Source organism: Pseudomonas sp. FW306-02-D09B, from assembly GCF_058782685.1.
On the sequence record NZ_JBYSXY010000030.1, the window covers coordinates 16866 to 42581 of the forward strand.

Annotated in this window: 19 protein-coding genes; 13 read left to right on the top strand and 6 right to left on the bottom strand. The window is 58.4% G+C overall.

The window, feature by feature from the left end; translation table 11 throughout:
• The first annotated feature begins 90 nt into the window (after positions 1–90).
• Both ccoN and AC3WK5_RS28175 read left to right on the top strand, forming a co-directional pair.
• On the top strand, positions 91–1518 hold the full coding sequence (ccoN, locus tag AC3WK5_RS28170) for a cytochrome-c oxidase, cbb3-type subunit I (RefSeq protein WP_103319758.1): 1428 nt from the start codon (positions 91–93) through the stop codon (positions 1516–1518).
• A gap of 58 nt (positions 1519–1576) precedes the next feature.
• The gene (locus tag AC3WK5_RS28175) at positions 1577–1798 is read left to right on the top strand and encodes a hypothetical protein (protein WP_054597013.1); all 222 of its coding nucleotides are present in this window, start codon (positions 1577–1579) and stop codon (positions 1796–1798) included.
• A gap of 191 nt (positions 1799–1989) precedes the next feature.
• Here AC3WK5_RS28175 and AC3WK5_RS28180 read toward each other — a convergent pair whose 3' ends face one another.
• Complete coding sequence (locus tag AC3WK5_RS28180) at positions 1990–2484, bottom strand: hypothetical protein (RefSeq protein WP_054597012.1); 495 nt, start codon at positions 2482–2484, stop codon at positions 1990–1992.
• A 244-nt stretch (positions 2485–2728) separates the two neighbouring features.
• On the bottom strand, positions 2729–3250 hold the full coding sequence (locus AC3WK5_RS28185) for a GNAT family N-acetyltransferase (protein WP_103319740.1): 522 nt from the start codon (positions 3248–3250) through the stop codon (positions 2729–2731).
• 187 nt (positions 3251–3437) lie between these two features.
• Between AC3WK5_RS28185 and pdxR the strand changes: the two genes are divergently transcribed.
• From pdxR to AC3WK5_RS28205, 4 genes are all read left to right on the top strand, one after another.
• Entirely contained in the window at positions 3438–4871 is a 1434-nt protein-coding gene (pdxR, locus tag AC3WK5_RS28190; RefSeq protein WP_103319738.1) for a MocR-like pyridoxine biosynthesis transcription factor PdxR, read from the top strand.
• 125 nt (positions 4872–4996) lie between these two features.
• Positions 4997–5290 carry a putative quinol monooxygenase gene (locus AC3WK5_RS28195; protein ID WP_019690768.1) on the top strand — a complete coding sequence of 98 codons (294 nt, stop codon included), beginning with the start codon at positions 4997–4999 and terminating at the stop codon, positions 5288–5290.
• Positions 5291–5558: 268 nt separating this feature from the next.
• Positions 5559–6266: an ATPase gene (locus AC3WK5_RS28200; protein WP_103319736.1), complete on the top strand. Its 708-nt coding sequence runs from the start codon at positions 5559–5561 to the stop codon at positions 6264–6266.
• A 168-nt stretch (positions 6267–6434) separates the two neighbouring features.
• On the top strand, positions 6435–7142 hold the full coding sequence (locus tag AC3WK5_RS28205) for a lytic polysaccharide monooxygenase auxiliary activity family 9 protein (protein WP_103319735.1): 708 nt from the start codon (positions 6435–6437) through the stop codon (positions 7140–7142).
• A gap of 76 nt (positions 7143–7218) precedes the next feature.
• Here AC3WK5_RS28205 and AC3WK5_RS28210 read toward each other — a convergent pair whose 3' ends face one another.
• Positions 7219–12120: an NAD-glutamate dehydrogenase gene (locus tag AC3WK5_RS28210; RefSeq protein WP_103319733.1), complete on the bottom strand. Its 4902-nt coding sequence runs from the start codon at positions 12118–12120 to the stop codon at positions 7219–7221.
• Positions 12121–12624: 504 nt separating this feature from the next.
• Between AC3WK5_RS28210 and AC3WK5_RS28215 the strand changes: the two genes are divergently transcribed.
• Together AC3WK5_RS28215 and AC3WK5_RS28220 are read left to right on the top strand one after the other, a co-directional pair.
• On the top strand, positions 12625–12981 hold the full coding sequence (locus tag AC3WK5_RS28215; protein WP_054597005.1) for a hypothetical protein: 357 nt from the start codon (positions 12625–12627) through the stop codon (positions 12979–12981).
• A 77-nt stretch (positions 12982–13058) separates the two neighbouring features.
• Complete coding sequence (locus AC3WK5_RS28220; protein ID WP_103319731.1) at positions 13059–13277, top strand: DUF2970 domain-containing protein; 219 nt, start codon at positions 13059–13061, stop codon at positions 13275–13277.
• A gap of 7 nt (positions 13278–13284) precedes the next feature.
• On the opposite strand, the gene AC3WK5_RS28225 is transcribed toward AC3WK5_RS28220, so the two are convergent.
• The gene (locus AC3WK5_RS28225) at positions 13285–14370 is read right to left on the bottom strand and encodes an ABC transporter substrate-binding protein (RefSeq protein WP_103319729.1); all 1086 of its coding nucleotides are present in this window, start codon (positions 14368–14370) and stop codon (positions 13285–13287) included.
• Positions 14371–14891: 521 nt separating this feature from the next.
• Here AC3WK5_RS28225 and AC3WK5_RS28230 point away from each other — a divergent pair.
• Complete coding sequence (locus AC3WK5_RS28230) at positions 14892–16550, top strand: nitrite/sulfite reductase (protein ID WP_103319727.1); 1659 nt, start codon at positions 14892–14894, stop codon at positions 16548–16550.
• Positions 16534–17028: a DUF934 domain-containing protein gene (locus AC3WK5_RS28235; protein ID WP_054597001.1), complete on the top strand. Its 495-nt coding sequence runs from the start codon at positions 16534–16536 to the stop codon at positions 17026–17028. Before AC3WK5_RS28230 ends, AC3WK5_RS28235 begins: the two co-directional genes overlap by 17 nt.
• Positions 17029–17108: 80 nt before the next feature.
• On the opposite strand, the gene AC3WK5_RS28240 is transcribed toward AC3WK5_RS28235, so the two are convergent.
• Both AC3WK5_RS28240 and sohB read right to left on the bottom strand, forming a co-directional pair.
• Positions 17109–20942 carry a dermonecrotic toxin domain-containing protein gene (locus AC3WK5_RS28240; protein WP_103319726.1) on the bottom strand — a complete coding sequence of 1278 codons (3834 nt, stop codon included), beginning with the start codon at positions 20940–20942 and terminating at the stop codon, positions 17109–17111.
• 211 nt (positions 20943–21153) lie between these two features.
• Positions 21154–22176 (bottom strand): protease SohB, encoded by a 1023-nt coding sequence (sohB, locus tag AC3WK5_RS28245; RefSeq protein ID WP_103319724.1) that lies wholly within the window; start codon positions 22174–22176, stop codon positions 21154–21156.
• A 205-nt stretch (positions 22177–22381) separates the two neighbouring features.
• Between sohB and AC3WK5_RS28250 the strand changes: the two genes are divergently transcribed.
• From AC3WK5_RS28250 to AC3WK5_RS28260, 3 genes are all read left to right on the top strand, one after another.
• On the top strand, positions 22382–23092 hold the full coding sequence (locus tag AC3WK5_RS28250) for a histidine phosphatase family protein (protein ID WP_103319722.1): 711 nt from the start codon (positions 22382–22384) through the stop codon (positions 23090–23092).
• A gap of 50 nt (positions 23093–23142) precedes the next feature.
• Positions 23143–23457, top strand: coding sequence for an SCP2 sterol-binding domain-containing protein (locus AC3WK5_RS28255; RefSeq protein ID WP_103319720.1), 315 nt, complete (start codon positions 23143–23145; stop codon positions 23455–23457).
• A 306-nt stretch (positions 23458–23763) separates the two neighbouring features.
• Positions 23764–25611 carry an amidohydrolase gene (locus tag AC3WK5_RS28260; protein ID WP_177474935.1) on the top strand — a complete coding sequence of 616 codons (1848 nt, stop codon included), beginning with the start codon at positions 23764–23766 and terminating at the stop codon, positions 25609–25611.
• Positions 25612–25716 lie beyond the last annotated feature (105 nt).

Sequence of the window (25716 nt, forward strand, 5' to 3'; positions counted from 1 at the left end):
GTCTGTTTTGTTTCGACAAGGGTTTCTACAGTTGACCGCATGCCAGACCGGGTGGCCTGGCAAGACTTTGCAACCGTGGAAGCATTGACCATGAGCACAGCAGCAATCGGACAGGCCTATAACTACAAGGTCGTCCGCCAATTCGTCGTGGCAACAGTGGTATGGGGTGTTATCGGGATGGCGATGGGCGTGTGGATCGCCTCGCAACTGGTGTGGCCGGAGGCGAACCTCGATTTGCCCTGGACCACCTTTGGTCGCTTGCGCCCGCTGCACACCAGCCTGGTGATTTTCGGTTTTGCCGGCAGCGCACAATTTGCCGCCAGCTACTACGCGGTTCAGCGCACCTGCCAGGTGCGACTGTACAGCGACAAACTCGCCGCCTTCACCTTCTGGGGCTGGCAATCGGTGATCGTCAGCATGCTGATCACCCTCCCCCTGGGCTACACCACCACCAAGGAATACGCCGAGATCGAGTTCTCCGGCGCGGTGTGGATGACGGTGGTCTGGGTCGCCTACGCCATTGTGTTCTTCACCACAGTGGTGCAGCGCAAGACCAAGCACATCTACGTCGGCAACTGGTTCTTCGGTGCGTTCATTGTGGTGATCGCCATGCTGCACGTGGTTAATCACCTGTCGATTCCGGTGGACTGGTTCAAGTCCTATCCGGTGTATTCCGGGGCTACCGATGCGATGGTGCAGTGGTGGTATGGGCACAACGCAGTGGGCTTCTTCCTGACTACCGGCTTCCTCGGGATGATGTATTACTTCGTGCCGAAACAGGTCGGCCGGCCGGTGTATTCCTATCGGTTGTCGATCGTGCATTTCTGGGCGCTGATCACCCTGTACATCTGGGCCGGCCCGCACCACTTGCACTACACCGCACTGCCGGACTGGGCGCAATCGCTGGGCATGGCGATGTCGCTGATCCTGCTGGCGCCGAGCTGGGGCGGGATGATCAACGGGATGATGACGCTCTCGGGCGCCTGGCATAAGTTGCGCACCGACCCGATTCTGCGGTTCTTGGTGCTGTCGCTGGCGTTCTACGGCATGTCGACGTTCGAAGGGCCGATGATGGCGATCAAAACCGTCAACGCCCTCTCCCACTACACCGACTGGACCATCGGCCACGTACACGCCGGCGCCTTGGGCTGGGTGGCGATGATCACCTTCGGTTCGCTGTACCACATGATCCCGAAAGTCTTTGGCCGCGAGCAGATGTACAGCATCAGTCTGATCAACACGCACTTCTGGCTCGCAACCATCGGCACCGTGCTGTACATCGCCTCGATGTGGGTCAACGGCATCACCCAGGGCCTGATGTGGCGCGCCATCAACGACGATGGCACGCTGACCTATTCCTTCGTCGAAACCCTGGTGGCCAGCCATCCTGGCTTCATTGTGCGTTTCGTCGGCGGCGTGTTCTTCCTCAGCGGCATGCTGCTGATGGCTTACAACACCTGGCGCACCGTGCGGGTCGCCGACCTGAAAATCGCTGAGCAAGAAGCGCAGATCGCTTGATCCGGCCCATGACGCAAGCCCCACCGGCTTGCGCCTCTCACCTCAGGGAATGTTTGTCATGATCGAAGTCATGTTGAATCTGTTGGGCGTGGCGTGCCTGTATTTATCGGTGGAGTATTGCTTGAAGCATCAGTCGGCCGAAAGCCTTGAAGATGCCAGTCTGATACCGTTTGCCGATGACCCGGAAGTGGCACGGCGGGTGGAGTTGGCGACGGGCAAGACGGTGAAAGCCGTTGCCCCCGAAGAAGCCAGGCCGGGTTGGGGGAATCTGGAGGTTTGAAGTCAAACCACACCCCCTGTGGCGAGGGGGCTTGCCGGAACGCCGTACCGCCCCGTTCGGCTGCGAAGCAGTCGTAAAACCGGCAGATGCATTTTCCCTGACACAATACGATCATCGACTTTTGGACCGCTTCGCGCTCCAACGGGGGCAAGCCCCCTCGCCACAAAAGTTCACACCTGCCAGAACTCGACTCAACCCCGATCGCGCGGTATCAGGCTCTGCAACTGCTGCGCCAGGAAATTCGCGTCGAAGGCAAAGGTGTCCGGGTCTTTCAGGCCATTGGTCTTGCGCCACTGCCAGTCAGTCGAAGGGGGTTGGCACACCAGCGACACGCTGCCGTAACGCGCAGCGGTCAAGCCCATGACCGCCAGTGTAATCAGCCCACCGGCACCCATCACTTCCGGGACGATTTCCACCGGTTTGCCGGCAATCAGAATGCTCAGTTTTTCGGTCTTGAAGGTCGAGCTTTCGACCGGCACGTTCGCCCCGAACGCCACATAGGCTTCGCGGCTCACCTCCAGCAAATGCGGGGCCTTGACCGGGGCCAGCCACTGCTCGATCTGCCCGAACAACTCGCCAATTCGTGTTGCCCACACTGCCGATTGGGTTTCAAACAGCTGCTTCTTGTGCGCTTCGCTTTCTGCGTAGTGGCGAAGCATCTCACCCAGTTGCTGTACGTCATCCATTGCTGTGTTCCTTTGGTTGAAGCAGTACTGCGGACTTTGAGCATGGCAGATGCACGCTGCCGGCGTACGACTAAAACCGGGCATGCACACCTTGCTGACACTTTAGCGCCGCGCCAAGGGTTTACTCCGCTGCCGGATCGCGGACATTGTAGGCCGCACTACGTCATCAACAGGAGCGTATTGGTCCCGGATGCCGCCGAACGGTATGCGCAAGCTGCGCTGGCGTTCGCCCTCAGCGACTGACTCAGCGCGCCTTGAGCAGACGGCGCAAGCGCGCCATGCTCAGGGCATCCACCAGCACCCCATCGCGCACTGCATACTCGCGAAACAAGCCTTCTGTGTCGAAACCAAACTTGCGATACAGCCCGATCGCCGCTTCGTTATCCGCATACACCGAGAGTTCGACCCGTTGCACGTTCATCCAGTTGTCGGCAAGGTCGAGCACCGCCGCGAGCAGCCGAGAGCCAACGCCCTGGCCTTGCCACGCGACCGCCACGCCCATGCCGATGTTGGCGCAATGACTGCGACGAATCCGCGAAACCTGCTCCAGGCCGACGTTGCCAATCACCTGGCCCTGATGCAACGCCACCAGTTGCACCACCCGCTCGTTCTCCGGCGCCAGGCGCTTGCGCCAGACTTCAGTGGACTGAAACGGCATTTGCAGCACCTGGCGGGCAACCGCCGGATCGTTGTAAAGCGCGGTAATGCCCTCGATGTGGGCTTCGCTCATACGCTCAATGCTGATCACAGGATCGATGGCTGACATGGTGATTCCTCCTTGAAAGTAGCATGGCCATCGAGTCTAAACGGATCATCACCCGGATGACGACAGCCATAGCGCGACGAGGCGCGAATATGGATGCGCTGCAGCTTCTTCCCGACACCGCAATACGGGTAATCTGGCGCCATGCACGTCTTCCCAATACACCAACTGCCGCAGGAGCCTCGCGGGTATGGAACTTCATGTTGTGATCAACGGCCGCAAGGACCTCGCCGGTCAGCTGTATCAGCAACTGCGCAGCGCCATAGAGTCGGGTCGCCTGTCAGCCGGGACACAGCTACCGCCGAGCCGCTTGCTCGCCGAACAATTGGGGATCTCACGCAAGACCATTTCCGACACCTACGCGCAGTTGACCTACGAGAACTTCCTCACCGGCAGGATCGGCAAAGGCACCTACGTCAATCCCCGCCCCTCGGCAATCGTCCGCAAACAGAGCCATTGCGAACTGGCGAGCGCCGACACCCTCGAGCGTTGGCGCAACATGCCGTGGTTCTTGCGCCACCCCACCCAGGAAGGTTCGCTGCGTTACGAGTTCATCGGCGGTGCCACCAGCAAGGGCCTGTTTCCTCAGGATGACTGGCGCCGCTGCACCGCCCATGCGCTGCGGCAGATTGCTGGCTCCAAGGGTTTTTACAGCGAGCCGGAAGGCCTGCCGACGCTGCGCCACGCGATCGCACGGCATATCGCCTTTTCTCGCGGGGTCAATTGCCAGGACGACGACGTGGTGGTGTGCAACGGCGCGCAGCAAGCGCTGGACCTGATCTCCCGCGTACTGACCGAGCCCGGTAGCCTCGTCGCGATGGAAGATCCCGGCTACCCGCCGGCACGCCTGTTGTTCGCCTCTCACGGCGCCGAAGTGGTCGGGGTGCCGGTGGATAAGCAAGGCATTCAGGTCGAGCTGATTCCCGATGGAACCCGGCTGATCTATGTCACGCCCTCGCACCAGTTCCCGCTCGGCATGCCGATGAGCCAGGCACGGCGCGAAGCCTTGCTGGCAAGGGCACATGAGCTGGGCGCGATCATTATCGAGGACGACTACGACAGTGAGTTCCGCTACGCGGGCCGACCCACCGACTCCCTGCAAAGCATGGATGAGCGCGGGATCGTTGCCTACGTCGGGACTTTTTCGAAAACCCTGTTGCCGGAATTGCGCCTGGGTTACGCGATTCTGCCGCCGGCCATACTCGAAGCGGTGATCCGTGCCAAGCAACTGACCGACCTGCACACCTCGACCCTGCCACAATGGGCCTTGGCCAAGTTCATCGCCGAAGGCTGCCTGCTGAAACACATCCGCCGCTGCCATACGGTCTATGCCGGGCGGCGCGAGCGCATCCTCGCACGCGTCGCCGGGGACCTTTCGCCCTGGCTCGAAGCGGTGCCAACCACTGCCGGCTTTCACATGGCCTTGCTGTGCAAAGTCGAGATGGATGTCCCGCGGGTCATCGCACTGGCGAAAAAACTCGACGTCGGGCTGTATGGCCTGAACGGTTTTTACTATCAGCAACCACCACGGGCCGGGCTGTTCATGGGCTTCGGCTCCATCGAAACCCTGGACATCGATAGTGCCCTTGACCGTCTGCGGGAAATTTTGCAGCAAGTCTGTTGAGGTCTATTGGTATGGCGCTTTTACTGCCAATTGGCTGTTGGCCGCTACCAACCACAGGCCTATCCTGCACAAGCGTTATCCCACCTTGAGCGAGCCTCGTCCGGCTTGATACAGGAGCGTGTGCGATGCCCAACGAAATAATCAATACGGTCCAGGTACAGGCCGCCGCTGGCCGCTCGGATGAACTGGGCAAGCAATTGCAGAAGATCGTCGAAACATTGCGTGAGCTCCCAGGCTGCGATTCCTACATGGTCGACCGCTGTCCGGAGGATGACAATCGATGGACGGTCAGTGCCCGCTGGCAGTCCGAAACCGCCATGCAATCACACTTCTACTGCCCGCAAGTTCAAGGCTTCATCAGCCTGATCGACAGCCGACTGGCCAGCAGCGTCGACTTCAACAGTTTTCCCATCGTTTAACGCGGCGACACGATGAACTACTGACGCTATTGAAAAACTAATACCCGCGCTTCCAGCCATAAGCAACAGGGCCTGAACTCTATATTCGGGCCCTGTTTATTTCCTTCGGAAATCAACTACGCACTTTTAAACCCCTAATAAATCAGCCCTCCGACCAGTGGAACTATTGGCTATTTAATTTCCCGCCAACAGGTTTAGCCTGGAACTACGTCGACACTGTTCGACCCGTTAAACTTCCCGATTGAATGTGTTTCACTGGAGACACACCATGAACATAGTCCTGGTAACCAGCATCAGCCTCACTGCCTTATTAACCGGCTGTTCGGTGCCCACCGCTCCAGAAGAGCAAGCCGCGCTGAGCAATTACTTCGCTGCACCACTCGTGCACTCCAGCGCCACCCATGTCACCAACGGTCCGAACGTGTCACTGGGCATTGTCTACAGTCAGAACACCCAGAACAGCCGTGCCTACCTCAAGGACTACCAGGCCAACGCCGGCACCGGTTTTGGCCAGAGCCTGCTGGTGCAGCCGATCCACGACGCCTATGTTTCCACCTCCCAACCGGACATGGCGGTGAATTGGATCAAGGCCTCCCTGCAACGGCAGTTCGGCTCGGTAACGGTTTATCCGGACATGCAAAGTCTTAAAGCTGCAAAACCGGATGTCGTGGCGGTCATCGATACCCATAGTCAGCTCATCACCTCGCGCAGTTCCAATGTACAGGCCGACGTCTCGGCGGCTTTCTATGATGCCAGGCTCAATTACATCGGAACCGCTCAAGGCCATGAGGCAAAAAGCCTGAGTCCGGTGTGGGCGGATTTTAAACCTACCGCCGAGATAGTTGCCGACATCAATGAACAGCAGAGCATTCAAGTTCGCGCCTTGCAAAAGTTTGACCAGTCGCTCAATAATTTATTGACTAAACCGTCAGATAAACTTTCGTTATCGAGCGAAGGATTGCGAACCATTAAATAACCCTCCCCTCCAGGCCTGAAAACACAGCCAAACCGTACTGTCTACTGTCAACTCTGACAGTAGACAGTGACTGATCCTTCCTTCTCTAATCCACCTCGACAGACAGGTGACGGGCCGACGGACTATCGTCCGGTCTTTGGTGGTTTCATTGAATGGAGTATCGATGCGATGGCTTCACAAAACCAAAATACCTCTAATAATACGCTGGGAAATCTCTCGCCGAATCAGATAGACGATCTCATTAAGAGTTTGTTGGGCGAGCGAAGCCAAAGGACAGGAATTGGGCCCATGCATGGCAGGGTCTCTGCGCCAAAATCCCGCGCTCAGTTTCTCCTTGAGGAAGGCAAGCTGGATCCCGGTCAATCCAATGGGTGTGAGGGCGGAAAACTGTTTCCTGAGACTGCTGGGGGGTTGCCGGACCCTGCGGCTCCAGAAGATGTGCGCAATATCGCACCTCCCGTTGACGGGATGATTGCCAGCGGCGGGCATAGCGATGCACGCGCCCTGCTAAATGCACCAGGCCCCCAGTGGCAAAAACATGACGTCACGTCGGGCCAGAACCTGGCGATCCTCTGGGAATTAAGCCAAGGCCACTTGACCCGCCGATGGAAGTACTTGATCACCAAAGCGGACTGGAACTCTAATGAACCACTGGCGAGGAAACACTTCGAAGAAACCCCGGTCGCGACGTACCTCAACACGTACCAGCCGTATTGGGGACCCGAAGCCGAAAAAGAACTGATGCCAGGTCCTCTTCAAAGTCACCAAGTGACATTGCCTTCACGCAAGGGATACCACGTCCTTCTCGCCATTTGGGACGTGGCAAATACAGATAAAGCCTTCTATCAAGTGATTGACCTGAACTTCACTTCCTGATCGGCAATGCTCGCTGGCCTTAACGAAAAAAGCCCCGCCTCTCTCGAGACGGGGCTTTCTATTCAGCGGCTGATGATCAGGCAGCAGGCTCCAGTTCAGCGATTGCAACGGTCGTGACAGGCACCACCGCTTGACCGCTCAACGCCAGGTCCAGCAGTTCGCGGTTGGCGACCGCGTACATGGCGTAGTCGGTGCCGCTGGCGGCGCGGATGTCCACCAGCATGACGCGCCAGCGCTCGACCATGGTCTGGTTCTGGTCCATCCACAAGGCCAGACGCGTTTCCACGTCCTGCTTACCGTCGCCCATTTGCAGGACCGAGATGGTGATCGCCCGTTGCTGCCAGTCGATGTCATCGCGGAACGCTTCACGGGCCAGCGCTTGCCAGTTGTTTTCCACCGGCAAAGCGCTGATCTGTTGCAGGTACCAGGTCAGGTCCAGCGCGCTGCCCACGGCGAAGTAGGCCTTGGCCACGTCCGCTGCGTTCTGGCCAGTCACATCCGCCGCCTCGATGATTGGCAACAGGGTGTACAGGTGAGTAGTGCCTGCAACCATGCGCGCCAGCAATTCAGGTACGCCAGCGGCGACGTAGGCCTGATAGCGGGTCTGCCAACCTTCGCGGGTCGGGCCTTCCAGCAGTTCGTCGAGCTTGAGGCCCAGCGCTGCCAGATGTGGACCGAAGTGTGCGACGTCTCGCGCTGCGTTCTGTTCGTTGCGACGGCTGCGCAGGAACCAGCGAGTGGCACGACGGCCCAGACGCATCAGCTCATCCATCAGCTCCAGTTGTACGTCGGCCGAAACCTGGTAATCCAGGGCCTCTATCTGCCGGAACCAGTGCGGGAGATGGAAGATGTCACGCACGATCACATAGGCGCCGGCCACGTTCGCCGGGCTCATGCCGGTCGACTCTTTGAGTCGCTGAACGAAGGTGATGCCCATGTGGTTGACCAGATCGTTGGCGATCTGGGTACTGACGATCTCACGCTTCAGACGGTGACGACGCATGGCCTCGGAGAACTTGCTGACCAGCATCGGCGGGAAAGCGGTTTCCATGTCGCGGGTCAGGTAATCGTCGTCCGGCACCAGGGAGTTGAGCAACTGCTCCTTGAGGTCGATCTTGCTGTAGGAGATCAATACCGACAGCTCGGCACGGGTCAGGCCGTGGCCTGCCGCAACGCGCTCGTTCAGTTGATCTTCGGTCGGCAGGAACTCGATGGCACGGTCCAGCTTGCCACGGCCTTCCAGGTCGTTCATCAAGCGCTTGTACTCGGCAATCCGCACGTAGGCGCGACGGGCTGCCAGGGACAGGGCCTGGGTCTGCTTGTAGTTGTTGCCGAGAACCAGACCGCCGACTTCATCCGTCATGCTGCCAAGCAACTGGTTACGTTGCTTCTCGGTCATGTCGCCAGCCTGCACCACTTCGTTGAGCAGGATCTTGATGTTCACTTCGTGGTCGGAGCAGTCCACGCCACCGGCGTTGTCGATGAAGTCGGTGTTGGAACCGCCGCCATTGAGACCGAATTCGACACGACCCAGTTGGGTCATACCGAGGTTACCGCCCTCGCCCACGACTTTGCAGCGCAGTTCGTTGCCGTTCACACGCAGTGCATCGTTGGCCTTGTCGCCGACATCGGCGTGGCTTTCGCTGCTGGCTTTGACGTACGTACCGATACCGCCGTTCCACAGCAGATCCACCGGTGCCTTGAGCAAGGCGTTCAGCAGTTCGGTCGGGGTCAGCTTGTCGGCCTGAATGTCGAAGCGCTCTTTCATCTGCGGGGAAATCGCGATGCTCTTCGCGCTACGGGAGAAGATCCCGCCGCCTTCAGACATGATGCTGGTGTCGTAATCCGACCACGCCGAACGCGGCAGGTCGAACAGACGCTGACGCTCAGCGAAGCTGTTGGCTGGCTGTGGATTCGGGTCGATGAAAATGTGCAGGTGGTTGAACGCTGCGACCAGTTGCAGCTTGTCGGACATCAACAAACCGTTACCGAACACGTCACCGGCCATGTCGCCGACACCCACGACAGTGATGCTGTCTTCCTGGACGTTGATGCCGCGCTCGCGGAAGTGACGTTGTACGCCAACCCACGCGCCTTTGGCGGTGATGCCCATTTTCTTGTGGTCGTAACCGGCCGAGCCGCCCGACGCGAAGGCGTCACCGAGCCAGAAGCCGTAGTCGATCGCAATACCGTTGGCGATGTCGGAGAAGGTCGCAGTGCCCTTGTCCGCTGCCACCACCAGGTACGGGTCATCGTCGTCATGACGCACGACGTTGGCCGGCGGTACCAGCGCGCCGTCTTTCAGGTTGTCGGTGATGTCCAACAGACCGGAAATGAAGATGCGGTAGCAGGCGATGCCTTCTGCTGCGATCTCATCACGGCTGCCGCCCAACGGCAGGCGACGCGGCAGGAAGCCGCCTTTGGCGCCTACCGGCACGATGACCGAGTTCTTCACTTGCTGGGCTTTTACCAGGCCCAGGACTTCGGTACGGAAGTCTTCTTCACGGTCGGACCAGCGCAGACCACCACGAGCCACGTTGCCGAAACGCAGGTGCACGCCTTCGACGCGTGGCGAGTAAACGAAGATTTCGAACTTCGGTACTGGCTTCGGCAGCTCTGGAATAGCGTGCGGGTTGAACTTGAAGCTGAAGTAGGACTTGTTCTGACCGTTGGCGTCGGTCTGGTAGAAGTTGGTCCGCAAAGTAGCCTTGATCAGGTCCAGGTAGCGACGCAGGATGCGGTCTTCGTTCAACACCTGAACGTCGTCCAGAGCGCTCAAAATCGCTTGTTCCAGGCGCAGCTGCTTGTCGTCGAGGTCGTCGCTGGTCAGCTTGCGCGCCAGGTAGAAACGGGTCTTGAACAACCGGGTCAATTCGCGAGCGATATCGGTGTGGTTGTTCAGGGTGCTGGCGATATAGCCCAGGTCGAAGCCCAGACGGATCTGCTTCAGGTAACGGGCGTAAGCACGCAGCAGCGCCACGTCGCGCCATGGCAGGCCGGCGGTCAGTACCAGACGGTTGAACGCATCGTTTTCGGCGTCGCCGCGAACGATGTGGACGAACGCGTCCTGCAGGGTGTCGTTGAGCTGCTGAATGTCGAGGTTCAGGCCTTCAGCAGCGGTGAACGCGAAGTCGTGAATCCAGAACTCGCGACCGTTGCTGTGACGCAGGCGATACGGGAACTCGCCCAGCACGCGCAGGCCGAGGTTTTCCAGGATTGGCAAGACGTCGGACAGGGCCAGTGGGGTATCGGCGTGGTACAGCTTGCAGTGCAGCTCGCGCTGACCGGACACCTGACCCAGCGGCTGATAGAAGCTCATGACCAGCGGATTTTTTTCGCTCAGGCTCAGCAGGTGCTGCATGTCGACCACAGCCGAATGCGCAGCGAAACGCTCGCGGTAGCCGGCCGGGAAGCCTTTCGGGAAGTCGGACAGCACATTGGTGCCCTGGGCTTCGCCGAAACTTTCGACCACCAGGCTTGCGTAGTCGTCCTGCCAGCTGCGGCAGGCCTGAACCACTTCTTTTTCCAGCAGCAGTGGATCGATGTCCAGACGATTCTTCGGGTCGACCCGCAGAATCAGTTGTACACGGGCCAGCACGGACTCGGAGAAGAAGGTCCAGAATTCGCAATCGCTGGCTTTCAGGCGATCCATCAGCACTTGCTGGATCTTCTGACGCACTTCGGTGGAATAGATGTCGCGTGGCACGTAGGCCAGGCAGTAGCAGAAGCGACCGTACGGGTCTTTGCGCAGGAACACGCGAATCTTGTTGCGTTCCTGGATCTGCACGATCGACATCACGGTGCTGAACAGCTCGTCGACCGGAGTCTGGAACAGATCGTCACGCGGCAGTACTTCGAGTACCTGGGCCAGTTCCTTGCCCAGGTGCGCCTTGGACTGGAAGCCGGAGCGCTGTTCGATGACATCGACCTTGCGACGGATGTACGGAATGACCCGCACGCTTTCGCCATACACCGACGAGGTGTACAGGCCCATGAAACGGCATTCCTTGATGACTTTGCCGCTGGCATCGATCTGGCGGATCGACACGTAGTCAGGGTAAGCCGGACGGTGCACACGGCTTGGGTGCGCAGCCTTGGCGAACGACAGCGGCGTCGGTTCGCGCAGGTAGTTCACGGCGTAGTCTTCGATACGCAGGTCGTCAGCCGTCAGGCCGGCGCGCAGCAATCGGGTCAGGCCCAGGAACGAGCTCTGGTCGTACTCGATATGGCCGCCATCCTTGTCATCGCGAACCACGAACTCTTCGTAACCGAGGAACGTGAAGTGGTTGCCCACCAGCCACTCGAGGAAGCCCTTGATCTCGCTCTTTTCTTCGGCATCGACGGCAAACTTGCTCTTGTCGATGCCTTCGATCAGTTCCTGGACCTTGGCTTTCATCGGTTCGAAATCGGCGACCGCAACGCGGACTTCACCGAGAACCTGCTCCAGTTCCTTGCTCAATACATTGAGTTCGGCGGTATGGGCGCAACGGTCGATCTCAAGGTACATCAGCGATTCTTGCAGAATGCCTTCGCCCTGGGTGCCTTTAGGCAGGATTTCCAGCAGTTCGCCCTTGGCGCCGCGACGCACGCTCAGCACCGTGGTTTGCAAGGTGTGGATGCTGTAACCGCGACGGTTCAGCTCGGTGCGCACCGAGTCCACGAGAAATGGCAAGTCGTGGTGCAGCACTTCGACCGCCGTGTGGGTCGACTGCCAGCCGTGACGTTCGTAATCCGGGTTGTAAACGCGCACTTGTGGTTGCGCGTGATCAAAGCGCTCAAGCAGGCGCCAGGCAGAAAGGGTGCAGCCGGCGAGGTCGGACAACCGGCGCTGGGTCAGCTCATCGAGGGAAATAATGCCGAAGAATTGTTCAGCGAACAGCGCCACTTGTGGCAGTGACTGTTCACTGATGTGCTGCGCCAGTGCCGCTTGCAGTTGTTGCTGGAAGTCGGCTTTGCTGGCTGCGGTGAAGAACGCCATCTGTGGTACTCCGCTTGGGCTTGTTATTGATGGAAGCGTCGCGTGCAAAACCCCTGTCGGGGCAATCCGTCACCCAGTTCCTGAATCTCGGGCAGAGGTTAACAGGGTGACAGATGGGTGAAGCTGGACGAGACACTCAGGTCACATTCACCTTCCATGAATGGGCATCTGTAAAAACGACTGCCGGATAGACAAGCAATGTCTTTAGAGGTGCCCATTGGTTGCGCAGCTTATCGGGTGCGACAACCTGCCTGCTTGCGATGCTGCGACATATTCGGTCATCGGCACGTAACTCATCGGCAGCGCATCGAACAACACTAGCAGTTGCGTGAAAAAAAGACGGTTTTATGCCCGGATTTACGGTGCCTTCGTACCAGAAATGACCGACTCCCCCTGTAGTGTTCACAACACACTTTCAGACACACATCCGAGCAGAAATTCACTCGGGCTGGCAGAATCGGCTTTTTTCGTCTTCATAACGCTCGTTGAGCGAGGATTTTCCCCATGCAACTGACCACCGCCCACCTCATCGCCAACCCGTGCGATGACGAAGAAGACAACCTGGCCATGCTCTGCTGCCACAGCAATCAGGGCGAGATGTTTTTGATGACTCGCTACCCGGATGAAGATGAGCTGGAGATCACCCTTGATGGCGAACCGTCGACCCTCGACGGCGTGAAAGTCACCCTCAGCCCTACCCGCCTGCTGATCGAAATAGCCGCCGCTGACGCCGATGCGCTGAATGGCGACGATCATCTGGAAATCCACCACAGCACCGCGCCGGCGGATCTGGCTGAAGTGGAAGAAACGTTGCAGAACATTCTCAAGGGCACGGGCACTTATGTGAGCCAGTTGAGCTGACCCCAGCGGGTGGGTGGCCTCACGGCCCTGGGAAGATTGACTATGCTTGCCTCATACACTCCGGTGACGAGGGATTTATGGACGATCCAGTCGACAACAAACCACCCAGCTTCTGGCAGATGCTGCACAGCGTGATGGCGGCGGCGTTCGGCGTACAGAGCGGAAAGAACCGCGCCCGCGACTTCACACACGGCAAACCCAGTCATTTCGTGATATTGGGCATTCTGTTCACCGCAGTCTTTGCGCTGACGCTGTTTGGTATCGTGAAACTGGTTCTGCATCTGGTCGGGGTTTAGCCCGACGTCAGTGCATCAGTGCTTGCAGGCTGAACGGATAGCGATAGCTCAGCGGACGATCCTTGGCCGAAAAGCTGCGGAAGTTCACGCCGTAGTTCTGCGTGGCACCGATGGCCAACAAGCGCCTCGCCTGTTCCCGATCAATCAACTGCAACAGCGGGACCTGCCGGTCACGACCGCCATATCGTTCGACATGGACACCCTGGTCATAGTCATGCAACTGCACCAGCGCCCAGCCGCCCAGGCTGAAGTGTCCGCCTACCAATACGCTAAGACGACCATCCAGCAGTGCCTGCAAGGCTGACGGAGAGGTATTGACGGCGCTGAACAGCGCGCCCTTGCCCGGCGTGCCGCCCGCCTCTTCATAGGCCTGCATCGCGCCGAACGCCATTTCATCGTTGGCCGTCCAGATCAGCGACGTCTGCGGATAGCGCTTGAACAGCAACGTCGCCTGCTCATGGACGCGCTGACGGTTCCACCCGCCGTACGCCAGTTGCTGCAAATGCACTTCGGGGTGCTCGCGCAACGCCCGCATCAAGCCCTTTTCACGCAACTGCGAGGCCGGCGTGATTTTCAAACCGGCAAACGCCAGCAATTCAAGTTTCTGACCGGGGGCGACCGGAGGATGCAGGCGGATCAACTCCTTGAGCATCAGGTAGCCGCCCTCCTCATCGTTGGGTACCAGGCTACCGAGCAAATCGGGGTATTTTTTCTCGCGATTGCCGAGCAACGCCAGTTGATCAGCGTTTAGCGCGCTATTGACGATAAACAGCTTCACGCCGCTGCCCTCCGACAGCCGCAAAATTTCCGGCGCAACATATTGCTCGTTGGCGAACACCAGATAGTCCGGACGTTTTGGCCCTTGCAGGGCTTCACGGGCCTGTTTGATCGTGGTTTCAGGCACGCGCTCGGAATACTGAATCTGCAGGTCCATGCCCAGATCCCGGGCGGCAGCCTGCATGAATTGCGAATAGCTCAGCCAAAAAGTTTCCGTAGAGGTGCCAGGACTCAGGAACAGCACTGACGCCGCTTGCGTACCCGATCCATAGACCGAGCAAACCGTCAGCAATACCCCACAGAAAAACTTGAACATTGAATATCCGAGCCCCGGCAATTAGCCGCGCATTATAGCCAGCGAAGTGCTGGCAAATCGCGATTAATCGACGTTTTGTCCGACAATCTTCAGAACAGGGCCCGGACACGTTTACCTATTGATGGCTGACCCAGAACACCGCAGTGCCCACTACCAGGATGATCAGAAACAGAATGGCCCATGCATCGACGGTGCTATCGCTTTTCCGTGCTTTGGTTGGGTTGCTCATTGCATCGCCTCTTGTCGGTTTTATCGGTGATTGCAGAAAGACTCGAGCACAGTTAAGTAGAGGATTGCCCGCACCACAAATGTGGGTAAGACAATAACCAATCTCATTAGTCGATTTGGTTCTTTACATATACTCAAACATCACTTTTGCGCATAAACGCAAACTGGTATCTTGCCTCGGCTCCGTGGGGAGTGCGCGGCCGTGCGCGCAGAATTGCCAAGGCAGTATCGGAATCAAGCGAGCGGAAAACGCAGCTGTTCCTGATTGGCCCAAGCCTGAGAACAGGACCTATATGTACGTATACGACGAGTACGATCAGCGGATCATCGAGGACCGCGTCAAGCAGTTCCGTGATCAGACCCGACGCTATCTGGCAGGCGAGCTGAGCGAAGAAGAATTCCGCCCCCTGCGCCTGCAAAATGGCCTTTACATCCAGCGCTTCGCTCCGATGCTGCGGGTTGCCGTGCCTTATGGCCAACTGACTTCGCGCCAGACGCGAATGATGGCCAAGATTGCCCGCGACTACGACAAGGGTTATGCCCACATCAGTACCCGGCAGAACGTCCAGTTCAACTGGCCGGCACTGGAAGACATCCCGGACATCCTGGCTGAGCTGGCGACCGTGCAGATGCACGCTATCCAGACCAGCGGCAACTGCCTGCGCAACGTCACCACCGATCAGTTCGCCGGTGTCGCTGCCGACGAATTGATCGATCCGCGTCCGTGGTGCGAAATCGTCCGTCAGTGGACCACCTTCCACCCGGAATTCGCCTACCTGCCGCGCAAGTTCAAGATCGCCATCAACGGTTCGACCTCGGACCGTGCAGCCATTGAAGTCCATGACATCGGCCTTGAGCCGGTGCACAACGCCGCAGGCGAACTGGGTTTCCGCGTGCTGGTCGGTGGCGGCCTCGGTCGTACGCCTGTCGTTGGCGCGTTCATCAATGAATTCCTGCCGTGGCAAGACCTGTTGAGCTACCTCGACGCCATTCTGCGTGTGTACAACCGCTATGGTCGTCGCGACAACAAGTACAAGGCGCGGATCAAGATTCTGGTCAAGGCCCTGACGCCTGAAGTCTTCGCACAAAAAGTCGACGCGGAAATGGAATACCTTCGCGGTGGCCAGACCACGCTGACCGAGGCCGAAGTGCATCGCGTCGCCAAGCACTTCGTCGATCCGGACTACAAAGCCCTGAACGATCAGACGGCAGAACTGGCTGAACTCGACAAGCAATATCCGGGCTTTGCTCGCTGGCGCACCCGCAACACCCTGGCTCACAAGAAGCCGGGGTATGTCGCGGTGACCCTGTCGCTCAAGCCGACCGGCGTTGCTCCGGGTGACTTGACCGACAAGCAGCTCGATGGCGTTGCCGACCTGGCCGACCGCTACAGCTTTGGCCAGCTGCGCACCTCCCATGAGCAGAACATCATTCTGGCTGATGTCGAGCAGAGCCAACTGTTCACCCTGTGGGGTGAATTGCGCGAGCAAGGCTTCGCTACACCGAATATCGGCCTGCTGACCGACATCATCTGCTGCCCCGGTGGCGACTTCTGCTCCCTGGCCAACGCCAAGTCGATCCCGATCGCCGAAGCCATCCAACGCCGTTTCGATGACCTGGACTACCTGTTCGACATCGGCGAACTGGACCTGAACATTTCCGGCTGCATGAACGCCTGTGGTCACCACCACGTCGGGCACATCGGCATCCTCGGAGTGGACAAGAAAGGTGAAGAGTTCTACCAGGTATCCCTCGGCGGCAGCGCCAGCCGTGACGCCAGCCTGGGCAAGATCCTCGGCCCGTCCTTTGCACAGGACGACATGCCTGACGTGATCTCGAAGCTGATCGACGTGTACGTGGAACAACGTACCGAAGACGAACGCTTCATCGACACCTATCAACGTATCGGCATCGACCTCTTCAAGGAACGCGTCTATGCAGCGAATAATTAAGAACAACGAAGTCATCGACGAAACCTGGCACTTGCTGCCCAAGGACGCGACCTTCGACGGCATTTCCAACTGCGACGACCTGATCGTCCCGCTGGCCCTGTGGCGCGATCACGCGCATGCGCTCAAGGCTCGCGATGGCGGTTTGGGCGTGTGGCTGGATGCCGATGAAGAAGCCGAGGAAATCGGCGACGACGTCGATCATTTCCAGGTCATTGCCTTGAACTTCCCGGCCTTCACCGACGGGCGCAACTACTCCAACGCGCGCCTGCTGCGTGACCGTTACGGCTACAAGGGCGAACTGCGGGCGATTGGCGATGTGCTGCGCGACCAGTTGTTCTACCTGCACCGCTGCGGTTTCGACGCGTATGCATTGCGCGCCGACAAGGACCCGTACGAAGCCCTTGAAAGCCTCAAGGACTTCTCGGTGACCTACCAGGCCGCCACCGACGAACCGCTGCCGCTGTTCCGTCGCCGCTGATCGACAAAAAAACCTTGAGCCCGGCACCTGTGCCGGGACTCAAGGTCTTTCATTGTGACTACAGACTCCCCTCGCTTCACCTATGGCGCTTGAATGGTATCGCCATCGAGACTGGCTTTTTTCACAGGCGGCTCCATGAATAAAGTGATTCTGTCTTCCAGTCGCTCAAAACTGGCAAACGGGTCATCCCCATCGAGAGGCGACCATTCCACCCCCTCGAACAGGTGCTGGCAAAGCTCCTGCGAAGCATCCATCTCATCAACCATTCGCCACACTCGCTGCTGTAAAGGTGCATAGTCCACCAGGAAATCAGCCGTGCGCGTCAGTACGTCCAAAGTGTCGAAGAAACGATTACTCCCCTCTTTTGCAAAAAGACGCTCCCAGCGTGCGGTCTGTTGTGCCGCCTGCTCAGGGAGAAGCCCGGTCAACCAAGCGTTTGGCCTGGCAAAATCGCGTGCCGCAGCCCCCATCCACAGGTTGATCCGGGTCTGCTTACGGTGTTCCATGATCCATTTCAAACTGTCTGCGTCGGTTAACGGATTGCCTGAAAGCAAGACGTTGCCCACGGCCACCGACTGCTTACGAACCGATTCAGGCACTCGGACAAGCTGGTTATCACGTAGATCCAACCGCTCCAGGCCAGGAAAATCCAGAGCAAAAGTCGGGCAAGACTCAAGCTCCGCACGCCTCAACTTGAGTTGACGCAATTCGGACATCTCAAACACTGGCGGTGGGAGACCCAACGGATTTTCGCTTAGATCGAGCTCCTGAAGTCGGGTGAGCTCGGCGAGTTGGCCTACGGTTCCCTCCGTCAGGACCAGCCGGGTCGCTTTCAGGTTCAAGACCTCAAGCCGAGACAACTGGCCGATGGCAGGCGGCAATCGACCAACCGCTATGCCATTCTGGTCAAAGAGTCGTAGATCAACGCCCTGCATATTCAATGTGCGAAGGTTGGGGAAACACTCAAGGAATCCGTTAAGGCTGCCGCGCTGCGTTAACTTGAAATTCGGCATGGTGAGAGAGACTACGTCATTCAACTTTACGTTGAGCTGCGGGAGGTAGTGCATCTGCTCGAAGTCCATATCCAGGTGAAAGCCGATGAACTGTCCGTCCCGATAAACCCGGCTTTCTGGCCCGCTACGCTTTTGCCAAATGGCGATCAGGTCTTCGGCCAGCTCATATCGGGTATCACGTTCAATATCCATCCATTCGTCTATGCGCGCGTCGTTCTCCGCCTTAATCTCGGCGTCGCTCATTCCCTCCGTGCCCTCATCACCCGCGAGCAGAATATCTATATCCATCTCTTCGATATCATCGGTGATGTTTTCGATCCAACCGGTGATATCGAAACGTAGTTGCTCTGACTGCAACCTCAGCCGATAAAGATCAGCCTGAGCCTGGGCGCCTGCATTCAATAGAAACTCATCCGCTTGTTCAGTCGTAAACGCAGGATAAATCTCTTTAACCTGAAGCCTCATGATCTCTATGGACAGCTCACCGGACTGCGCGGTGCTCGGGAATCCACCACCTCGCAAACCGAGACGCTGAAAGGTCAACCCGGTGTCCATCCTGCGCAACCCGAGCATCAATTCGGAGCGCGGCAGGGTGTTTTCCCGAGTTTTGAACTGCAAGTCCTGCCATTCATGGCCTGGACGCAAACCGAGGGCCGCGCGTTGTTCTTGCGGCAGAAGCCCGAGCAGCACTTGATCAAAGTCAGCCGTACCGACCCGCCCGTAGAGCGCCTCGATTCGAGTCGCACGCGACCAGCCCGGCAGCCGTTCCAGCGTCTGCAATACAAGCACATCACTGTCGGCGTTTTCGACCGACTTCAGATAAAGCCCCTCATAGGCACGGCACAGACGTACATGCTGCGTGTACTGCTGCGCCTTGCCGCCCAACTGCCCGAGCACTCGCTTGGCGTCAGCCAGTGTGTGGGGCGCAGCAATGTCCACTCCCGACCTGTCGAGCATTTGCTCCACCGCACTTTTTGGTAAACCCGGGTATTGATCCCGAAATAACCTGATCCAGTCATTATCCGAATGCTGTAGCGCGTCGTAGCGCTGCCTGAACTGTTCGACTCGCGTGCTTTTTAGCTGTTCGGCCTGCGCCGAGCCTTCGGGGAACGCATCAATGGCACGCTGCAGATCCTGATCGAGCGTGAAACGACTGATGGTATCCGCCAGCACCGGAGCCGGTGACCGCTGCCCGGTGTGCATCAGGCGTAATACATCATCATCCACGGGGCTGACATAAGCTATCTGGACCAGAACCTCATCACTGAATGCCTGGACACTCGGCCCAATACCTCGCATCAGCTGCGCCCGTTCAGCGCCAACGGAGGAAGGTGCAACATTTCCGTCCATCAGCGAGGACTCGCCGGACAAGGGTTCGTCCATAAACGCGGGGGCAGGACCGGGTTCAGACCCGATGCCGACGGCATGTTCTTCGGCCTTGATGGCTGCCCCTTCCGCGGCCAGTGGCAAGGCATTGAGCAAACCGAATACGGTACGCGTGACACCTGCCGAACGCTCTTCAGCGGTCTTGCCATCAACCGCCTGAGCCAATCCATAACCGGCATCGATCAGTCCGGCCAGCGCCAACAAACCTTCGCCACCCGGAACGAACAACGCCAAGGGACCAAATTTGTTGATCCATTGCACAATGGGCTCGACCACCGCTCTCAAATCATCCCGATTGACCTGGGCATCGTCTCGAATCTTTTCAATACTGGACTGGGCCGCTTGCTTCATCAGCAACACCCACTGCGCGAAGGGATCGATTGGAGACGTTGCGACCTCGAAGTGAATGTAATCGGCAGGATCCCAGTAACCATCATCGTTGAAAAAACCATGGCCTTTCTTCAAATGATGCTGTTTGGGGTAAAGCGCCATGCCGTCCAACGCGGTCGACACGCCTGCGTGGAATGTGCCGTCCTGCCGGTCATCTTCGGAAAAATGCGCTGCCAGAGCATCCCGCCGGGCGACGTCCCGGCCCACATCGACCACCCATTTGTGCAAGGCCTGTTGATCGGCAAATTCGTGGAACGGAGAAGAGTTACTCGGGACATAAAGCAAAATCCGCTCACTGATTCTCTCTCGAAAGCTCCAGATATCGCTCGATACATAACGGTAAATGACCAGACGCGCAGCCTCTATGGAGGATTCGGTCGTCGCCCAGGCCTGCAATTGCTCAACCGTCAGTTGCTCCCACGTTTGCTGCGGATCAAACCCGGCTATCTGCAGTGCCAGTTTGAGTCCGTCCTGGGTCAGGCTGTTTTCCCGGTGTTGCAAATAAGCCGCCATGACAAAGGCCGTCTTGACCGAAGTGCGCAGCGGATAACCTTGGGGGGCAAGACAGACCTCGTCGGAAGGCCACGCGGCGTGCACATAAGCGGTGTATTTGTCCTTGAACTCCAGCTCCCACACCCACTTTTTGAACGCTGCCGGCTGCAGCTTTAGCTGAGTGCTCGGACCGTAGAGCTGAGGGTCGGTCTGGCGGTAGATGCCCTCATAGTCCAGGAACCCGCCGTCTGGATTGATAGACTCATCGATCTCGACGATTTGGACTTCCGGGCCCACGACAGGAGGCGTGTACAGGCCGAATCCCGTTTCCCCGAAACGACCCGCGCCCACAGTCTGATTGTTGCTCAGCAAGACCTGTACCAGGCTTTGTGATTTTCTGACCCGGCCTTGCTGCACGTCCTGCTGTGCAGGGTAACCATAGAAATGGTAATTGAGGTCAACCAGGCGAGCAGCCAATAACTCTGTTCCCCAACGTTCCTCGATCAGCTTCGCGGCATATTGGGTCGGGGTCGAGGGCAATACGGCGTCCAGTGCAAGGCTCGACAGTGGCTGTTTGTTTCGAGCAGATAACCGGCGGGTGACCGGCGGGTGTTGACTCTCTAGCGCCATCATTTGCAATCCTTTGCAGTTGATTCGGGAGCTGAGAGCTTATGCATCGCCTACCGCAAAAAAAGCAGGAAATGTCCTCAATCCGGTGGGAAAACACGACGGCCTCAAAAGACCTGAAATGCGGCGGGTAAACACTCGAAACTGAGCCTGTACAGCGTCGAGCATTGCACTCGACGCCGTAAAAACGGGCCCGCATTGGCGAGCCCCTTGCTCCCTACCAAAAACGCTGCTGGGTGAGACGGCTCCACCACGTCAGCAAGACCCGATCAATCGAACCGCTGGCCGCCAGGCCGACGCGTTCTTGCAGGCTCTTGCGTTCGGCATAATGCAGGTGAAACAGCTCTGCGCCCTTGGCCCGTTCGGCGAGGTATTCATCACTGGTTTTCAGCTCATCGACCAGTCGTTTTTCCAGTGCGGCAACACCCAGCCAGACTTCACCGGTGGCCACTTCGTTGATGGCCAGTTGCGGCCGGTAGCGTGAGACGAAGTTCTTGAACAGTTCGTGAGTCACATCCAGGTCTTCCTGGAACTTCTCCCGGCCCTTCTCGGTGTTTTCGCCAAACACTGTCAGCGTGCGCTTGTACTCACCCGCCGTCAGGACTTCAAAGTCGATGTCGTGTTTTTTCAGCAGGCGATTGACGTTAGGCAACTGCGCCACCACCCCGATCGAACCCAGAATGGCAAACGGCGCGCTGATGATCTTCTCGCCGATGCACGCCATCATGTAACCGCCGCTGGCCGCGACCTTGTCGATGCACACGGTCAATGGCACACCGGCCTGACGAATGCGCGCCAGTTGCGAGGACGCCAGACCGTAGCTGTGAACCATGCCACCGCCGCTTTCCAGGCGCAGCACGACTTCGTCCTTTGGCGTGGCCAGGGACAACAGTGCGGTGATTTCGTGGCGCAGGCTTTCAGTCGCCGAAGCCCTGATGTCGCCATCGAAATCCAGCACGAACACCCGGGGTTTGGCTTCCGGCTTTTTCTTCTGTTTTTTCTCGGACTTGGCTTCGGATTTACGCAAGGCCTTGAGCTGGTCCTTGTCGAGCAGTGTCTGCTCCAGGCGCTCACGCAGCTCCTTGTAGAAATCATTGAGTTTACTGACCTGCAACTGGCCCGTGAACTTGCGCCGGCCTTTGCTGCGCAACGCCGCAAAGCTGGCCAGGACCACCAGAATGGCGATCACCAAGGTAACGGTTTTAGCCAGAAAACTTGCGTACTCGGCAAAAAACTCCACATTGACTCCTTAACGACAGTGCGCCGCAGAACACGCAGGCGCGTATACCTTCAGCATACCCATGCAGCCGCGTTGCGACCAGTCGTGAAACCTTCTGCAACAGGCCTCCAACGAGCATTTCAAACAAGCGTATGTTTTTTCATTGACAGCTCATCGCCATCCTCATAACCTCGCAAAACCTTCAACGTACCCGGATGACGCGGACGTGGGCAGCATCTATTTGATTCGACATGGCCAGGCCTCTTTCGGTGCAGACGACTACGACGTGCTGTCGCCGACCGGTATTCGCCAGGCAGAAATACTCGGCAGTCACCTGGCTGAACTGGGATTGAGTTTCGATCGCTGCCTGTCGGGCGACCTGCGTCGCCAGCAACACACCGCCAGCAGTGCCCTGGCACAATTCGGCGCAGTCGGCCTGCCAGTGCCGCCGCTGGAAATCGATTCGGCTTTCAACGAGTTCGACGCCGACGCGGTGATTCGCGCGCTGATTCCAGACCTGCTGCCCGAAGAACCCGAAGCCCTGAATATTCTGCGCAATGCCGCGCAGAATCGCGGCGAGTTTCAGCGAATCTTTGCCTTGATCATCGAGCGTTGGCTGGCCGGTACTTACGACCCACCGGGGCTGGAAAGCTGGCCAGGCTTCGTCGAGCGGGTCCAGGCCGGTTTGCAGCGTATTCTCGAACAGGCCGACAACACCCAGAAAATCGCCGTGTTCACCTCCGGCGGAACCATCACTGCCCTGCTCCACCTGATTACTCAAATGCCGGCCAGGCAGGCCTTTGAGCTGAATTGGCAAATCGTTAACACCTCGCTCAACCAACTGAAGTTCCGTGGTCGCGAGGTGACACTGGCTTCCTTCAACAGTCATGCACATTTGCAACTGCTGAAGGCCCCGGAGCTCATCACTTTCCGTTGAGTCCGGATCACTGTGACCCTTGCTGTAACACTTCATAAAAGGATCGAACCATGACCTCCGTAGCTGACGCCGTACAAGCCATGAAAGCCAAGTTCAACCCAGCCGCTGCTGCCGGTCTGGACCTGGTTTTCGGTTTCCGCATCGACGACGACAAGAACTTCTCGCTGATCGTTAAAGACAGCACGTGCGAGCTGAAAGAAGGCGAGAACCCGGACGCTCAAGTGACTCTGGTCATGGACGGCGAAACCCTGGAAGGCATCGTCGACGGCTCGACCGACGGCATGCAAGCGTTCATGGGCGGCAAACTGCGCGCTGAAGGCGACATGATGCTGGCCATGAAACTGTCCGAGCTGTTCCCAAGCTAAGACGACGGCTCCCAACCTTGGGAGCCCTCTGGCTGCTTACGAATCCCGCCCTTATGGCGGGATTCGTCGTTTCTGCCAGTCGTAAATGTGCACGCCCGACACATCGACTGCGGATTTGCCGTCTATATTCTTTGCTGGCCGTATGGCTGCACATTCGGCTGCTCGCTCGACCGAACACCTGCGGAGAACGGCGCCATGAGCCCACCTGATGAACACGACGACTTCAACCACCGCCGCGTACTGCAAGGCCTTTCGGCAGGCACCGTCAGCGCCTGGACCAGTCCTCTATTTGCGCAGAGCACCAGCATGACCAACTCCCCAGCCGATCTCATCCTGTTCAACGGTCGCATGCACACGGTCGACCGGGATAAACCCCTTGCGAGCGCGGTCGCCATCAAGGACGGGCTGTTTATTACCGTCGGCAATGATTCGGACGTCATGCCCCTGCGCGGCGCCAGCACGCAAGTCATCGACCTGCAAAAACGCACGGTGATCCCTGGCCTCAACGACTCGCACCTGCACCTGATCCGTGGTGGCCTGAACTACAACCTCGAACTGCGCTGGGAAGGCGTGCCGTCATTGGTCGACGCCTTGCGCATACTCAAGGATCAGGCCGACCGCACGCCGGCACCGCAATGGGTGCGCGTGGTCGGTGGCTGGACCGAGTTCCAGTTCGCCGAAAAGCGTCTGCCGACGATTGAAGAGCTGAACAAGGCTGCACCTGACACACCGGTGTTCGTCCTGCACCTGTATGACCGCGCCCTGCTCAACCGCGCGGCGTTGAAAGTGGTGGGTTACGACCGCAATACCCCGAACCCGCCGGGTGGCGAAATCCAGCACGATGCCAATGGTGACCCTACGGGCATGCTGATCGCCCGCCCGAATGCGATGATTCTCTACTCAACCCTGGCCAAGGGGCCGAAGCTGCCACTGGAGTATCAGCTCAACTCGACCCGGCAGTTCATGCGCGAACTCAATCGCCTCGGCGTCACCAGCGCCATCGATGCCGGAGGCGGTTTTCAGAATTACCCGGACGACTATCAGGTCATCCAGCAGTTAGCGAAGGACCGGCAACTGAGCGTGCGCATCGCTTACAACCTGTTCACCCAAAAACCCAAGGAAGAACTGACCGACTTCAAGAACTGGACCAGTACCTCGCACTACGGCCAGGGTGATGATTTCCTGCGGCACAACGGCGCTGGCGAAATGCTGGTGTTCTCCGCCGCCGACTTTGAAGACTTCCTCGAACCACGCCCCGATCTGCCGCAAACCATGGAGCAGGAACTGGAACCGGTGGTGCGGCATCTGGTCGAGCAGCGCTGGCCATTTCGCCTGCACGCCACCTACAACGAATCGATCAGCCGGATGCTCGATGTGTTCGAAAAGGTCAACCGCGATATCCCGTTCGACGGGCTGCCGTGGTTCTTCGATCACGCCGAAACCATCACCCCGCAGAACATCGAGCGGGTTCGTGCACTGGGCGGCGGCATTGCGATTCAGGACCGCATGGCTTTTCAGGGCGAATACTTTGTCGACCGTTACGGCGCCAAAGCCGCCGAGCACACCCCTCCGATCCAGCGCATGCTCGCCGAAGGTATTCCGGTCGGTGCCGGCACCGACGCCACACGGGTTTCCAGCTACAACCCATGGACATCACTCTACTGGCTGGTCAGCGGCCGCACCGTCGGCGGCCTGGAGCTTTACCCGCAAGGCCTGAGCCGCGACACAGCGCTGGAACTCTACACCCATGGCAGCGCCTGGTTCTCCTCCGAGCAAGGCTCAAAGGGCCAGATCAAGGTCGGGCAACTGGCCGATCTGGTGGCGTTGTCTGCCGACTACTTCAGCGTCGACGACGAAGCGATCAAATGGATTGAATCGGTGCTGACCGTGGTCGATGGCAAGGTGGTGTACGGCAGCCTCGAATTCGAAAAACTCGGCCCACCGCGTTTGCCGGTCATGCCCGACTGGTCACCGGTGGTGAACGTGCCGGGGCACTGGAAACCCTTGGCACCGCTCACTGCCCAGATGCATCAATGCGCAGGTGCCTGCGCAGTGCATGCCCACAGCCATGAGCGGGCGCGCTTGTCGAACGCACCCGTCAGCGACTTCCAGGGATTCTGGGGCGCGTTTGGCTGTTCGTGTTTTGCGTTTTGACGAATGCCTTTGACAGTAAGCCCGCCAATGGCGCAATGCTGTTCACTTAAGGAAGTCTGGAGGCCTGAGAAGTATCTGTGGCGAGGGAGCTTGCTCCCGCTGGAC